Here is a 16177-nt window from a genome sequence, read left to right on the forward strand (position 1 = left end):
ACAAACTTGGGTCAAAAGAATTTTAAAGTTTTGCCCAGTCCATGAAATCTGGATTGAACGAGTTAAATTTGACACCCAGTTAATGCAAAATGCAGAGATGAGTGGGAAGGAGTACCAACAAGGAACAGTCCAAGGCTACACCATAAGAGAATATCTCTTAGAGAAATGGAATCGTCAAGAGCGAAAAAGATTGGGAACTTCACTCTCTTATGTCTCAAAGGTGATTCATCGTAAGGATGGCTATAAGTATGGTTTTGTGGCCTAATGTCAAAAAAAAGTCGAGTAAATCCCCTACTAGAGGTTAACCCCCAAGTCCAAGGATTTGAAGAAATTTATCGCAACGGCCAACGGCAAGTCCGGTATTGGAATGACCCGGATTTTCTCACCACTCACGATTTCCTCGACGGGAGAGGGTTTAATCCCTTCCGGTCCTGGGGTCGAGATTTGCCCTTTCTAGGGGATGATAGTCCCACCCATTGGCACAACTCCTCCACCCCTCGCTATATTAACCCCTATGAGGTAGTGGTTGAGGCTGAGTCGCCCTCCTCGGGCCTTGGGGGCAATTTCTGGCAGAATGCGAAACAAGGGTTAACCCGTGGGACGCGCAAGTTAGGCAATATGGTGAGAAATATTCCGGCTGCGTTACAAGCAGCTTGGCGCACTTTGAATCAATAAGAGACAATTATGAGCGTAGGTTGAATGCTGGGTTTCAGAAGACTCGCTCATAGCGGGCATCGAGGGTTTTTGTAATGCGATCGCGCGTTTCCTCTAAATGGGCTTTCGTATAAATATCCAACCCTCGGCCATGGTGTCTTAATACCCCGCCAATCGCGTCTTTTAATTCCCGAAGTTGATACCACGCTAAGGTTTGGGCATCTTCGGGAACAGTATAATCATCTAACACCATAGCAACTAACATTTTTACATATATGCGTTGTAAAGAACGACGCAGGGTAGAAATATTCTGGCCTCCCTCTTGCACCACCTCAGACCAAATATTTTGTTTCAAAGTCTCATATAATTCCGGCATCGTTAAGATACTCTTGGGATCATCCGTCTTGAGTTCATTATTGCGTAATAAACTCAACCGATCCCCAGAAAGGAGCGATCGTAAAATCCGAAATTGCCTAACTACAATTATCTCATGAATGGGATAATCAAGAGAACCCCTAGGCCGATCATCCTCCCAATGATTCCAGCGAGACGGGGCCAACTGGTTGAGTAATTGCGGCGGAAAAACTAAATACTCATCCGAGAATACATACTTTGCCAAAATTGTCAAGGCTTTCCGTTGTTTTTCTACCGGAATTTGCTCAAAAGGCGGACGACTGACTCCCGTTCGAGGTTGAACCCGATCAAAAGACCGTCCCCCAATAAACCTAGCCACAAAGCGAGCCTGACGAAAATAATGGCCTAATATTTCATTAAACTTATCTCGCACCTCACTATAACTATCCTCCTGTACCGGATATCGCTTTTGCAACCGTTCCCACATCACCAAAGCATTCTCCATCTGCATTTGGGAAGCCTCCAAAAGATTCTCACCCAAATCCCAAGTATTCACATAGGGGTCATTAAATCCCCAATAGTCCTCATCCGTCGCATAAGCTAACTCCCGTTGGGAGGCCCGTTGGGCAATTTGGTCTAAAAACCGCCGTTCAGCAAAAGGAACAGCAACCCCACTCGGTTTGTACCCATACTCAATGGCCCATCGATCATAAGGCCCCACCAGAGTCGGAAAATAATCCCCCTGTTCCACCCCATCCGGGGCTAAATTCACCCCCACATAGTCCATCACAGAAGACACCAACCCCCGACTGCGAGTAATAGCCGGATTATGTAATTCTTCGGTAGTTAAGAGGGTACTGCCATGAAAATTATGCCGCAATCCCAAAATATGCCCCACCTCATGGGCAACCAACCACCGCAGATATTGACGAATAAACTTTTCTTTCTCCTGTGGAGGGGCAATTTCGTCTTGTAACACAGACAAAGAAGTGACACCGAGAGCAAGTTGTTCTCCGGCCCCCAATGCAAAACAAATATCCTGTTTAGCCAGTTGTTCTAGGGAAAATAAAGCCGGAGTTTCCCCATCCCCCCGACATCCTAATGCTTGCTCACCATGAAAAAAGGCTTCGTAGTCTTCTACCTTAGACTGTAAAACATTGCCGACAATAATAACATCCGCCGAAAGAATTTCCCCAGTCAGGGGATTCACACGGCGGGGACCAATTCCTCCAAAACTTGCACGGGTGCTATTACTCCAGCGAATGGTATTGTAGCGGATATCTTCAGGACTCCAATCGGCATGATCCGGCATTTGCCGCACTTCGATAGCATCTATAAACCCCGCTTGTTCAAACGCAGCATTCCACATTAATATCCCCTCTCTCACCGTCTCTCGGTATTCGTGAGGGATAGTGTTATCTAACCAAAAGACAAGGGGGTCTTTAGGGGGAGAGAGTTCAGCATTGGGGTTTTGGGGTTCGAGATGCCAGCGTTCAATATAGCGGACAAATAGATCACGTTCGTTAAGGTTAGAAAGGTTTTTATAAGCGGTAATAAAGTATCCCACCCGTTCATCGGCTAAACGGGGGACATAGCCGTTATTTTGGGGAAGTTGGGCGATACTGTAATGGATAGAGAGATTAAAAGCGCGATTATCCGGCAGATTGGAGAAACGAACCGGAGACTCCCCAGAACGCAACGAAAAGCCATAGACCGCTTCAAGTTCAATATTTTGGGGATAGGCGCGACCTTGGCTGAGATAGGATTTATTTTTGTCAAACTGGTAGGAGGAGAGGAGATCATCATTCAGACCCCATCTTGAATGAGGATCAATTATATTTTCTGTGCGAAGGAGAAGTTCATTCAGATCAATAAAAAGACTTTGCCGTTCTGGGTGAGTGGCCAGAATGGGGAGAGAATAGAGTACCGAGTCACTAAACGACTGGTCAAGGTTAGCTTCTTGGGGGTCATCGGGACGAGTGCGAAAGTAAGTATTGGGAATGACAAACTGGAGTTGGTCATTCACCCGACGAAATTGAAACAGAAAGCTATTACCTGCCAGACCATTTACAAAATCGCCTTCTCCAATACCTTGAGAGAGGGAAGGGATACAGAGATAGTTTTGGTTGAGTTGGTCGGGTTGAATTTCGAGATAGTAATGACCTACCTCTCGGTCATGATAGAGGGTAAACAGACCGTATTCGACGGGGACTTGCTCGACGAGTTCGAGGAAATTAGCCTCTGATTCTGGAGTAGAGGCAGTTGTCGGGAGTGGGGGGTTGAGGAAACTGAGTCCTAAGCAAAAAAGCAGTCCTAAGAGAAAATGCAGCCCAATTCGCACTTTTTTCATAGCAGTAAAGAACAATCTCCTTGATCTTTCCTTTGTGTTCTTTGTGTCTTTGTGGTTATACATCGCCCTCACCCCCCAACCCCCTCTCCCAACTTGGGGAGAAGGGGGTGGGTATTGCCCACCCACAGAGCATTTCAGAATTGATTAAAAAACCTGCTAGGGAAGCAGGTTGCAGGGGGAAGATAGTGGGGGAGTTAATATTCGGGTCGTTCGACACTACTGGCAAATATCGGTTCAACACGAAGCGCGGCAACCGTACTAGGACGGACTACCATATATTCTCCTTGAATGTTTTTAATAGGAACATTGATAAAGCCAGTATCATCGGCTTTGGGCATTAGTTCCCCACTATACCATTTTTGAAATTCTTGGATAGTCGGAAAACGGACTTCCTCTCGGTGTCCACTCATGAGAAAGATGTGAACGGCAAATTCATCAGGCTTTCTGGGCATAAATTCTTCTCCTTGTTTCCCTCCAGACAGTATGGGGATGTTTGGTTATTGGGTGTTGGGGAGTCTATGAAGGTCACTGGGTTATGACTAAGACTCCCTCCCCAAAATAACATTCTCTCAGACGATAGGAGGATTGAGGAGGATTCAGTTAAAGAGGTTAAAGCGTTGTAGGAGGGTTTCGAGGAGGGGGGGGAGGGTTTTTTGTAAGTCTTGGGGGGTACTAAAGGCGAGTTTTTGTTGACTGCTGAGATCAAAGGGGAGTTGGCCTTTGTGGAAATGATCCATTTGTAGGAGGAGAATTTCGCCGGGTCGTTTATTATTGAGAGCATAGCCTAGTTCTAGGCAAACGTGGGGACTGAGGAGGAGGTGGGGGGTTGCTTCGCCGGGGGTTTGGGCGATGGCTGTTCCGTCGGCGATGACGAGGAGACTGCGGCGAATTTGCCGAAATTGACCACTGGTGAGACGTAAGGGGGTATCTTGGGGACGGGCGGCTTTTTCGAGACGGAGGGGAAGACGAGAACGGGGGTTTAAGGTTGCGATCGCAGTTTCCAGCGCATCCCCAATAATTTCACTAGAGGTAGGATACTCTTGCTGATAACTAAAAAAGATTTGGGGTTCAATAAACGCGGTGGTTTCCCGTTTGGTGAAATAAATCTCTTGGGAGATCAGGTCTATATTAGAGATGGCATACCCTCCACTCCCTTCGATATAAAACTCGACGGTTTCCCCTTCGAGGTAGCGGCCAAACCAGTCGGAGTTTTCCACCATCCGCAGATCATCGAGAAAATCAGCCCGCAACCCCGATTTTAACAAGCTATTACGACTCAACCGCAGATCATGCGGTCGTTTAATGATTTCCCGAATGGGTTCATACTGTTCGAGATACCATGCGCGTAATGCAATGATTGCCATAACCCCTCATCCCTGGTTCAACTAAGGATTTTCGATTGTAGCATCACAAGCGTCAGGGTTGGGGAGATGGGAGTCGGGAGTCGGGAGTTGGGAGATGGGGGAGGTAGGGAGTAACAACTGGTTACTGGTTACTGTTTACTGTTCCCTGTTCCCTGTTCCGGAGTTCCCTGTTCCCTATTCAACCCACTAACAATACATACTAATATCCTCCCCACAGTCATCCGCTAAATAGCATAAAGCGCGGAAACGGAGGCTGACAAACTGTTCATAAAAGGGGTTCAGTTTGCATAAAGGGGGAATATGAAATAATACTTTGCCGAAGACTGTAATATCTCGTTCAAACGGACATTGTGCCGGAATTAGTTGACAAAGGCGATGGGCTAGTTTTGGACTCTGAATGGGGAGAGTTTCCAGCCACTGCTTGAGGGGATGTAAGGGATCAAACTTGAAGTTTGAGAGAAATGTTTTGGCAGTTTGGGACGCTGGAGAATGGGGGAGAGACTCTTGAGGAAAGAGTTGTTGATTTGTGTATGCTGTTACATCAACCATTGCTTTTTGCTGTCCTAAAAGATGGAAAAGTGTTGCTTTTTCTAAATCTACAAGTACCGTTTCAAAATTCCGCAACTTCTGCCATAAATTTAGCTGGATTTTGCACAATTTACGGAAAACCGTACCCGATATCCTGACCCAATTTTGCTGCTGTTGTCACCCTAACCTTAGAACGGCCTTACCAACTCAGTTTTTCCCTTGTTACGGACTATTAAGCTAAATATCAAGAAATGATACAAGATATTTAACTTTTTTAGAGACGCGGTAACATAGAATTAAGTTGGTAATTTGTCAATTCAGTTACATCTTTTTTCGTAAGCTGATGTCTGGACTAGGCTTTTTGAATTATGCCGATTGAAATAAGCCAATAGGCGTTTTGAGCCATAGACTTAAAAAACTATCAGCAAGAATTGATCGGGTTTCAACAGTTAGCCGTTAAGAGCTTGACAGTTTAGAGTCGAGTTTAAACAATTTGAGGATGAGCGTGGGTTTAAATAGCCCAGTTTTGGGATTGTTCTAGTTCGAGTTTCTCACTTCGAGTTTCTAGTTCAATTTCCCTAGTTAGTGTTCTCCTTTAAATTGTTCACTGTCTCTATTCTGTCTTTTTTTTTCTTAGCTCGTTATTGATCTTATCACAGACAATTTGTGATTTGGATCAATTCTGCTCAAGAAACCTGAGAGTTGTTTTTGGCTATCTTTTTTGGTCTAGAAAAACAATTTAATTATTGTTTTTGGGGGAGTCCTCCTGTAAAAAGAGATCGGGAACTGCGATCGCAGGTTTCCCGCTTTTCGAGGTAGGATGACTGGTAGTAGAGTGAGATGTTCCCGTCGGTGATGTAGCAAACATCCCCACCTCTGGAGAAGAAGTCCCAGACTCCTCCCCAGTCGGTTCATTGACCAACCAACTGGACGCAGTAAGATTGGGGGTTTGTTGACGACGTATTTTCGGGGAAGGAGTGGAGGAGGAGACGGGAGAGGGAGTCGGAGGGTTTGGGGGGGTTGGACGGGGTTTAACTGTCTTTTGAGACAAAGACGGGGATTTTGTGGTTTTGATGGTTTTTGCTTCCCAGATGAGTTGTTGGTGGTGGGGTTTCCCGTCGGGGAGAGAGAGGATATGTCCCGTCACCGTCATCCGACGTTTCAGGGAGTCTGAGACTAGGAACACAGACCCAAAAATGAGTGTATCTTGGGGAAGATTTTCCAGTAAGAGAGTCACCCCATTGACTCCGGGTTGGAGATGACGGGGGAAAAACTCCACCCCAGCAATTTCTGCGATAATGTCACAAGTCACCGGGACCACTACTCGCAGTTTAAAGGAGTGGTCACACCCCCACGCAAGTTGTCCTAAATTAATCGACTCTGGGTAGTCCCAAACCCCTGCTTCTGACGGGATACCTGTCACCATTCCACGAACCTCCACATTTTCAAACTGTACATTACATCCGGGTTGAACTTGTATTGCGTAACTGTCGGGGTTGGGTTCGGTAAGTTCTATGCGACAATTTTTTAAAGTAATGCGATCGCAATTTAACGCAACCACCGTCCCCCCCCGTCCCCAAATGGTGGCCCCCTGACCATCCAAAACCACAGGTCGGTCAATAATGAGAGGAGACTGATATTCTTGTTGAGGAGGAAACAGAGTTAAAGTGTCCCCTTCTGGGAGAGTCTCTAGTTGATATTGCAGAGAATACCCCGAAGAAAAGTCCAAATGACTCGGAGACACCACAGGAGTCTCATCCCCCTGTAACCGTCTCCCCGACACTACAAACAGAGAGTCCGCAAGATCATCCTCCGACAGAGGAGGAGACAGAGGAGGAGGTGAAACAGGTTGAGGTGTCCGAGAGACAGGTTGCGGAGGAGGTAAACTCCCAGACTGTCCTAATAATGTTTGTTTTAAGGTTTTAAGTAGAGTAAGCATTTTTGTTATTTGTTATTTGTTCAACTCCAGACTGATAACTGATTACTGTTTACTGATAACTGTTAACTGTAGCAATGCGTCCATGAGACTCCTGAGACAGCAACAACCCCAACCCCGGAGTTAACTCCACTGCTTTCCCCAGGGGAATATCCTCCCCCTCCAACGTCCTCAGAGACGAGAGAGACTGATTCACCAGTAGCCAACGCCCCTCATGAAAAGTACAGTATGCTAAGGGGGTTCGATTTGCAGTTTCACTAGGAGACTGATGATCGAAAATATGCCAAGGATAGAGAGAACACCGATCATAGAGAATAATATCTCGATCCTTGAACCATTGGCCGGGACGACGTTGCGACCTTAACGTTAAACGGGGAATAAACCCCTCTTGACGATAGTTGCAAAAGGGACAAACTGGAGATGCAGGGTTAAAAATTAACCAACCACTGGGACAAGCGGAATTTTGACAAGGATAGAGTAAGTCCCATGTTTGCGTGAGTCCTTTCTCCCATTCTAAAGCAGACGCGCGATCGCAAGGTGAATGTAACCCCCCAATAAAGGCCCGTTCAAACAAACGCTGCAAATAGGGTCCTAATGCAGTATAAGGGAGAGTTAACGACTCAGGACGATTTGACCGATCTTCAGGATGTTCAATAAACAACGCATGACTCCCCAAACTTAACCGATCATCCTCCTCCGCAGATACCGTAGAATGAACCTTGGGCCCCTCTAAGGGATGTCTCCCCAAAAGATACTGATAAATTAAAACCGCTAATGCGTGTAAATCCGTCCTTGTCGAAGCGTGGTGACGGTTCGGGTCATCTACCGCTAATTCTACCGTCGCCAACACCTCCGGCGCAATATAACCCCGTGTTCCAATCACATCCGGGGGAAACAGTCCAGGGACCACCAGAGAGTCAATATCAATAATGACACAGCATCCCACCGTAGGATCAATTAACACATTTTTATTGGATAAATCCGAATGGGCCAACCCTGCTTGATGAAGTCTGCGAACGGCCCGCGCTAACAGGACACAAATTCTGAGATAATTTAACCAACCTCCCCGTTCTCTCTCCGGTAGCATCCCCCGCAACTTCTCCAGGACAAACCAGGTACTTTCCTTCTCTTTCCCCTGACAAAACCCCTCTTGAAAAAAATAGTGATGGGGATAAACCGGAGTCATTACCCCCAACTGGGGAGAGGTGATAATTCCTGTTGGCCAACAAAACAAATTTTGCCAATAGTCTCCCCTGTCTGGGTCGAGGGTGGGGTTATATTTCTTGAGGATAGCATCGAGTCGGGCCAATCGGTTTTGATCTTGGGCTAAGTCGGGGTTTTTATAAAAACAAAGGACAGATTTTTGATCGGTGGTTAAATAAACTTCTTTCATTGCCCCTTCGCCAATTTTATCAGGGCAATATTCGATTTGTCTGCCGTCGGAGAGGGTTGCAAGATTTTTCATCATTTTTTGGGGGAATAAACCACAAAGACACAAAGGACACTAAGGAAAGATAAGGGATGAGGGTTAACGGTGTAAGATGACTACGGTTCCGTCGTCCAACGTCGGAAAGGGTTGCAAGATTTTTCATCATTTTTTGGGGGAATAAACCACAAAGACACAAAGGACACTAAGGAAAGATAAGGGATGAGGGTTAACGGTGTAAGATGACTACGGTTCGGTCGTCGAATGACCCTTTTTTGGTGTAATTGTCTAACCAGAGTTTTAATTTTTCTGGGGGTGGGGTGGGGTTGTTTTTGTCGAGTTTTCTTGCTACTGTGAGGAGTTGGGGGGTGGCGATTAAGTCTGGGAGAGAAAAGCCTAATGTTCGGGCAAGTTTACGACTGGAATAGATGGAGATTGGCTGAGGGGAATTTTCTGGAGAGGTGAGGGGGTGAACTAGGGAGGTAAAGTGATGTTTTTGTTGTTCGAGTTGGTCTAAATATCCCCAAAAACGGTTATCGGAGTCTAGGGATAATTCGATGATTCCATTGAGTAGTAAGTCTCCGTATAATGTCTTTGCTTGTTTTTCGATGGGAAAGTAATCATCGGCCACTCCATCTGTCATTACGAATAATGCTTTCAGGGGACGAAAAAAGGGAAATGTTTTCCGCATTAATACATCTCGTTCTAATTTCCCCTCGGTGACTAGAAACTCCGTCTCACCGGAAAAACTGCCACTATCAGGACAACTTAATGGTTGAATATTGCCTTCGTTATCCAAAGCAACGGTTATCCCATCTCCGACTTGACAAGTGAACAGTAAACTATACTCGGTGTTTTTATAATTTACTGTCGTTTGTACGACTAAAATTAAGGTGGCTGCTAAATCGTTTAACTCAATATAACGGTGTCCCAAACTGATGTAATATTTAGTATAGGGATGGCGTTGTTGGACTGCTTTATCTACTGCATTATAAGCAACTCTCATTGCTTCGTGTAATGCACATTGAACTGCCTCCAAATCCTCCGCTAAAAACGCCCCTGTGTCTTCTTGACGTTGAAAGGTATCCACAGACCAAAGTTCTCGTTTTTGCAGTTTTAAGCCCTTTAAACGGTCTTCTAGGTAGCCCACAGACGCTTCACAAGACACCCTTGCACCTACACGAGAAAACGGTCTAGAACCTGCCCCATCTGCTACGGCAATAATGGTCCAATCTCCACTGGTGGAACAGGTAAACCAATCATCACAGTTTGTTCCTTCGTGTTTGTGTTTTTTCCCCCGCACTCTGGCCCCTAAAAGGGTATAATGATGGGGGGTTTTTAGGGTTTGACAGAAGGATTCGGAATGGGGATCAGGTTCATGGGGTGGAATGGGGTTATATTGCCATTTTACGGTGTTTTGGGGGGAGAGTTCATCGGCCATGACTTTGATCAGTCTCTGACTGGGAAACCACGGACGACGATGGGAGAGAGGGGGGGAGTAGTTCGGCATTTTTGCAACAATTCAGACTCTATGATTATTGTTGCAAAGGGTGTCGAGAAAGACGAGGGAGAAAAAAGCAGGTTAAAGCAGGTTTTTTGATAGTTTTTGGTTAAAAAGGGAATAGTTGATTGTAGGTTGGGTGAAGCAAAGCGTAACCCAACACCCCCAAGGAGAAAGATGTTGGGTTTCACTCCGTTACACCCAACCTACACAAAATTTAAAATCATCATCCATTCATTAATACTGCTTTTGCGGAATTTGAATTGTAAAGGTTGTTCCTTCACCTAAAATAGAGGTACAAGATAATGTCCCGGAATGCTTATCTGTGACAATTTGATAACTAATTGAAAGCCCTAATCCTGTTCCTTTTCCGATGGGTTTGGTGGTGTAGAAGGGATCAAAAATGCGCTGGACTTTTTCGGGAGGAATGCCAACTCCATTATCAGCGATTTTAATGTAAACTTGGTTGTTGAGAATTTCGGTTTTAATGGTGATTTGGTTGGGATGTTCTACTAAGTCTTGAAAGGGGATATTTTTGCTTTTTTCATCTAAGGTATCAATGGCATTACTAATGAGGTTCATAAATACCTGATTGAGTTGTCCTGCATAACAGTCCACTAAGGGTAAATCCCCGTAGTCTTTAATAATTTCAATTTCGGGATGATCGGATTTTGCTTTGAGACGATTATGCAAAATCATTAAGGTGCTGTCAATGTTTTCATGAATGTCAATGGCTTTCATTTCTGCTTCATCGAGACGGGAGAAGGTGCGTAAAGATTTCACAATTTCCTTAATTCTATCTGCCCCAAATTTCATGGAATCTAGCATTTTGGGTAAGTCTTTTTGGAGAAAGTCGAGTTCAATGTCTTCTATTTCTTCTTCAATTTCTGGAGTTGGTTCGGGATAGGTGTCTTGATAAAGTGCTAATAAACTAAGGATGTCTTGAATATAAGTTTTAGCGTGGGTAATGTTGCCAAAGATAAAGTTGACGGGGTTATTAATTTCATGGGCTACTCCGGCGACTAATTGACCCAAACTAGACATTTTTTCCGATTGAATGAGTTGGGTTTGGGTTTGTTGTAGTTCTTGATAGGCTTTTTCTAGTTCTTTGGTTTTACTGCGGGTTTGTTCGTATAATTCCGCTTGGTTAATGGCTAAGACTAATTGAGTGGAGACGGCTTCCATTAATTCTACATCATTGGCTTGCCAAGGATGTACGGTGTCTTGATAGGCCATGACCCAAACTCCGGTGTTTCCGGATTGTGTTTTCACGGGTAATGCTAATAAGGAAGTATAGTTCATTCCTTGGAAAAATTCCCGGATAATCGGATCGGGAAATGTTTGCACTTCGTCAATTTGTAAGGTTTCTCCGTGGAGGAGGATATCATTTAAGGGGGATAATGCTTGGGCTGGATATTGCCCAATTACGCTGGGTAAGTCCGGATGTTTTGCTTCTTCGACGATCTCCCAATAGGAGTTTTCCCCTTGGTCAATATACCAGATAAAATAAGCATAGGTGGGGTTCATGGTGGTATAAATTTCTGTCACCGCAGTTTTGATGATGGTGTGGACATGGAGGGAATTGCGAATTTGGTTAATGATGCGATTGAGGAGTTCTTCCCGTTGGGCGTTTTGTTGGGCAATTTCGGCAGCGTGTTGGGTTTGTTGGTATAATTCAGCTTGGTTTAAGGCGATCGCCAGTTGACTGGCCACGGTATCCAATAATTCCACTTCCTCATCCAACCAAGGCCGTTCCCCGGTACAATGGCAAATACTCCACAAACCAATTTGACCCCCTTGGGTATGGATGGGGAAGACTAAACAGGAAGTGTAGCCCATTTCTTGGAGAAATTGCTTTAATTGGGGATCGTCGTTAAAGGTGGACACGGAATCAATACGGACTCGTTCCCCTTGTAAGACTTTCTCTGTAAACCCTCCTAACACTTCACGGGGATATTTTCCCACTAAACTGGGGAGTTCAGGGTTGTTGGCCTCTTTGATGACATCCCAGTAAGGGGGGTCTTGGTCTTGACGATACCAAATAAAATAACTGCGATCTATTTCTAATAATCTTTGGGTTTCTTGAACTGCGGTTTCTAAAATGGTGTCGGAGTCGAGAGAAGTGCGAATTTGACTGGCCAAACGGTTCATTAAGGTTTCCCGTTGGGCCTGGGCTTTGGTTTCGGAAATATCCCGGATGACGGTAGAATAATAGACGATTTCCCCTTGGTCGTTGTAGTGAGCTACTACGGTTTGTGAGACGGGGATAGGGTCGCCTTGGGGGGGAGTGATGCGGTTTTCTCCTTGCCAAACGCCGTGGGTCTGGACGTGGGGGAGAATGGTGTTTAAGACGCGATCGCTTTCTTCTGGGGTGTGGAAGTCTTGGATGTACGTTTGTTGCACTTCCTGTTCTGAGGTGATGCCGAATAATTGACGCAGACTTCGGTTCATGTAAATTTGTTGGCCGTCTAGGTTACTGGAGGCGACAAAATCTGGGGTGGCTTCTAAAATGTCAATTAAGCGGTTTTTCTCGTTTTCGATTTTTTTCCGTTCGGTGATGTTTTCGGTAAAGATAATAATTCCCCCTACTTCTCCGCTTGTTTCATACCACGGATAAATGGCCCAGCGTACCCATTCTATGGACCCGTCGAGTCGGGGAAAGGGGTCTGCTTCGCAGGTTTGGCTATTTCCGGCTAAACAATGTTGATGGATTTGTTTCCAGCGATCGCTGATTTCTGGGAAAACCTCGTAGAGAGACCGACCCATAATTTCTTCTCGTTTTAGTCCATAGTCGTCTAACAATTTTTGGGAGATGACCAGATAGCGCATTTCTTGGTCAAACATGGCCACGGCCACGGGGGTATCTTGGACAAAGAGACGGAGACGTTCTTCACTCTCTTGTAAAGCGAGTTCTGCTTGTTTCCGGTCGGTGATATTGTTGGATGTTCCCACAATGCGATACACCTGTCCGGTTTCGTCATGGAGGGGGGTTAAGGTGGCTAACCAGCAAGTTTCCTGACCTTGTAGGGGGAGATAGCGTTCTTCGTAAACGGGGACCCCTTGTTGGACGCAATATTGAAATTGCGATCGCATACCTTGGCCTTGGTCTTCCCCAAAAATCGCCTCTGGGGGTTTCCCTTGAACTTCCTCTAAGGTGACTCCCATCATATTCAATGCGAGGGTATTAAAACTTTGAAAGTAAAAGTCCCCGTCGGGAGTCACCTCAATGACAAAAATGGCTTGTTCAATGCCATCATAGATACTGCGGAGAAATTGTTCTTGTTCCCGTAATTTCGCTTCTGTGGCTTTAATATCGGAGATATCCCGAATAATCGTAGAGAGATGGGTTACGTCTCCCCCGTTCCGTTGATGAACGAGAATTGCTTGGGAAATGGGAATTCGTTCACCGTTGAGGGTTTGTAGTTCACTTTCTCCCACCCAAAACCCATGCTGTATCGCGTGGGGAATGGCCACTTCTGTCAAATGTTGAGCAATGTCTGGGGGATGAAATTGGCTGATTTTATATTGGGTGATATCTTCGTCTAACCCCAATCCTAAGAAGTTACGACCATTGGTATTGAGATAATAGGCCGTTCCGTCGGGGGTTGTCGATCCGATAAAGTCGGGGGTGGTTTCGAGGATGTCTAACAGTCGGTTTTTCTCTGCTTCTGCTTCTTTTTGTCCAGTGATATCTCTTGCGATCGCATATATTAATCCTTCTTCGACAAAGGGGGCCACGGTCCAAGCAAACCATTTATAACTCCCATCTTTACAACGATAACGGTTTTCAAACCATTGGGTCGCTTGGCCTTCACCCACTTTTTTGGCCTCGGCCTGAGTGCGTTCTTGATCATCGGGATGAATGAACTCTATAAAGGGGGTTGAGAGGAGTTCCTCTTGAGTATAGCCTAATGTAGTTTCCCAAGCGGGATTGAGCCGTTGAAAATAGCCATCAAAACCGATAATACAGAGGGGATCGAGGGGAACGGTAAAAAAGCGATCCTCTTGGGGGTTTGGGTCTGAGAGGGGGGTGAGGATACTATCGAGACTGAGGGGGGTTCCCTGTTCGTCTGTGGTTAACCAAAAGCGATCGCGGATTTTACGAACTTGGCCCTCCGGCCATTGAATCGAGTATTCTATCTCTTGAGTATCAGTCTTGGCCGCTAACCACCGCTTGCGGACTCGTTCTCGGTCTTGGGGGATAATACTCTCTAAGGGGAAGTTTAAGGAATTATTCTCTTGGTCTAAAGATTGACCATATAAACTCGCGGTTGTGGGATTGAGATAGAGTAATTCGAGGGTTTGGGGGTGCAGCGATCGCACCCCTTCTTTAAGTTCTGTAAAAAAACGGTTGATCCACTTTTGAGATTGTGTTAAACACTGGGGAGAAAAGCCTTGGGAAGCAAAACGTTGAGAAAAAAAGGGTTCAGGAGAAGTTTGAAACATAATAATAGTCAGGGGAAAGACAATCAGAGCATTGCACCATTAGACTTATTATAGTGGGAACATTCCACAAGCTGTATATTTAGGATTCGCCCTGTATATCTTGGACAAACTTAGTCATTTCCTCCTTTAACCAATTCGCTTCTGTTGAACTTAACGAAGGACAGCCAATTTTATGGGATCGTTTTTTCCCCTCCCAGATATACAAATACGGAGTCTTTTCATATTTATTCATAGGAATCTTTTTAATCTCAATTTCCGAGATATTTTTTGTCTTTCCTGAATAATTGCGATCGGACGAAAAAAGAAAAGAGGATTTAATCTTATAAAACTCCGGATAAACCTCCAACTCACAAGACGCATAAAGTCTCCCCATGAAAAAAAACATCACGATTAAAAACCAAGCCAGACCAATAGCAAGATCAACTTGTAAAAATATCAGCAATATAAGCAGCACAACAAGAATACTTTGATAAACAGGGAGCAAGTTAATATTCAAAGGATAAGCCGCAAAAATAATCCATTCCAGAAACCCTCGTAACTGAGCAGGCAATTCCGTCCAAGACGAACTCTGACCCACATTAATCTGATATTGCCATCGTTCTATGGTCGCCGGACATTTAATATAAAGAGAATTTTGAGTTCTTTGGCAAATAATAGCACTCCCATCCGATTCACGAAGACTGCCCCCCCTCGGCTGAGACTTCTTTAATGTAGAAACAACAGGCGGTTTCTTCTCCAGCGTTTGTAATGCTTCCATCGCCGACAAACAACGGTCTTCTAACGCAGGTTCAACCAACCTTTCTAACCAATCTGCAAACGGTTCAGACACCTTAACCACCTTTCGCACATCAAACCGCATCCGTCTTTGGGGTAACTCTGCGGGAGACTTATGGGTGAGTAAATACAGCAGCGTACACCCCAAACTATACAAGTCCGACGCAGGAACAACCTGGCCGCGATATTGTTCCGGCGGCATATACCCAAACGTCCCCACAAAGGTACTCCCCAGACTCAGCGTATTGCGATACACCGCTTGCACTGCCCCAAAATCCACCAAATAAACCTTATTATCCTGATGTTGGACAATAATATTCTGGGGTTTAATATCCCGATGAATCACCGGAGGATGGAGACTGTGGAGATAGTGGAGAACCTCCAGCAGTTGTTTCGCCACAAACTTCACCTGTTCCTCATTCAGAGACCACCCTCTAGGGACCAACTCCGCCAGTGACTCCCCCTCCACCAACTCCTGAACCAAATAAAACACCCGGTCCGTCTCCGTATCCAAGTGAAAATAGTCCAGATAGTCCGGGATAAGGGGATGGTTGAGGGTTGCCAACACCCGCGCTTCCCGTTCAAACAAATCTAAAATTTTCCATTCCTTGGTCTGACGCAGAGAAACCGCTTTCATAGCCACTCGTTGCTGGTTCGTCGTATCCACCGCAGCATACGTCACCCCCATCCCTCCTTGTCCCAACTGAGTGACAATTTGATAACGGTTAGCAATAATATCCCCTTGGTGGTGTAGGTGTAGCGTGTTCATCCCTATCCCTTGAATCAGTCTAATCCTATTTTGGCTGAGGGATGAGAAAGATGCCAGTTAAGTTTCAGCAGGTTA

Annotated in this window: 11 protein-coding genes; 2 read left to right on the plus strand and 9 right to left on the minus strand. The window is 45.3% G+C overall.

Annotated elements, in window-relative coordinates:
* The coding region (locus PN462_RS08350) for an RRXRR domain-containing protein (RefSeq protein ID WP_272127622.1) at positions 1-265 on the plus strand (265 nt) is incomplete at its 5' end.
* Positions 265-675: a hypothetical protein gene (locus PN462_RS08355; RefSeq protein ID WP_272127623.1), complete on the plus strand. Its 411-nt coding sequence runs from the start codon at positions 265-267 to the stop codon at positions 673-675. The genes PN462_RS08350 and PN462_RS08355, both read left to right, overlap by 1 nt.
* A 34-nt stretch (positions 676-709) precedes the next feature.
* Here the strand turns inward: PN462_RS08355 and PN462_RS08360 are convergent, their stop codons facing one another.
* The 9 genes from PN462_RS08360 to PN462_RS08400 all read right to left on the minus strand — a co-directional run bounded on the left by PN462_RS08360 (position 710) and on the right by PN462_RS08400 (position 16102).
* On the minus strand, positions 710-3358 hold the full coding sequence (locus PN462_RS08360) for a zinc-dependent metalloprotease (RefSeq protein ID WP_272127624.1): 2649 nt from the start codon (positions 3356-3358) through the stop codon (positions 710-712).
* Positions 3359-3552: 194 nt separating this feature from the next.
* Positions 3553-3810 carry a hypothetical protein gene (locus PN462_RS08365; protein ID WP_272127625.1) on the minus strand — a complete coding sequence of 86 codons (258 nt, stop codon included), beginning with the start codon at positions 3808-3810 and terminating at the stop codon, positions 3553-3555.
* 144 nt (positions 3811-3954) lie between these two features.
* Positions 3955-4722 carry a hypothetical protein gene (locus PN462_RS08370; RefSeq protein WP_272127627.1) on the minus strand — a complete coding sequence of 256 codons (768 nt, stop codon included), beginning with the start codon at positions 4720-4722 and terminating at the stop codon, positions 3955-3957.
* Between the two features lie 186 nt (positions 4723-4908).
* Complete coding sequence (locus PN462_RS08375) at positions 4909-5271, minus strand: Mo-dependent nitrogenase C-terminal domain-containing protein (RefSeq protein WP_272127628.1); 363 nt, start codon at positions 5269-5271, stop codon at positions 4909-4911.
* Positions 5272-5989: 718 nt separating this feature from the next.
* Positions 5990-7189, minus strand: a complete 1200-nt coding sequence (locus PN462_RS08380) for a hypothetical protein (protein WP_272127629.1) — start codon at positions 7187-7189, stop codon at positions 5990-5992.
* 49 nt (positions 7190-7238) lie between these two features.
* Positions 7239-8654 carry a protein kinase domain-containing protein gene (locus PN462_RS08385; protein WP_272127630.1) on the minus strand — a complete coding sequence of 472 codons (1416 nt, stop codon included), beginning with the start codon at positions 8652-8654 and terminating at the stop codon, positions 7239-7241.
* A 187-nt stretch (positions 8655-8841) separates the two neighbouring features.
* Positions 8842-10122, minus strand: a complete 1281-nt coding sequence (locus PN462_RS08390) for a PP2C family serine/threonine-protein phosphatase (RefSeq protein WP_272127631.1) — start codon at positions 10120-10122, stop codon at positions 8842-8844.
* Positions 10123-10350: 228 nt separating this feature from the next.
* Entirely contained in the window at positions 10351-14559 is a 4209-nt protein-coding gene (locus tag PN462_RS08395; protein WP_272127632.1) for a PAS domain S-box protein, read from the minus strand.
* A gap of 79 nt (positions 14560-14638) precedes the next feature.
* Positions 14639-16102 carry a serine/threonine protein kinase gene (locus PN462_RS08400; protein WP_272127633.1) on the minus strand — a complete coding sequence of 488 codons (1464 nt, stop codon included), beginning with the start codon at positions 16100-16102 and terminating at the stop codon, positions 14639-14641.
* Positions 16103-16177: the final 75 nt, after the last annotated feature.

It is taken from the genome of Spirulina sp. CS-785/01 (assembly GCF_028330525.1).
Taxonomy (GTDB): Bacteria; Cyanobacteriota; Cyanobacteriia; order Cyanobacteriales; family Spirulinaceae; genus JAQMSD01.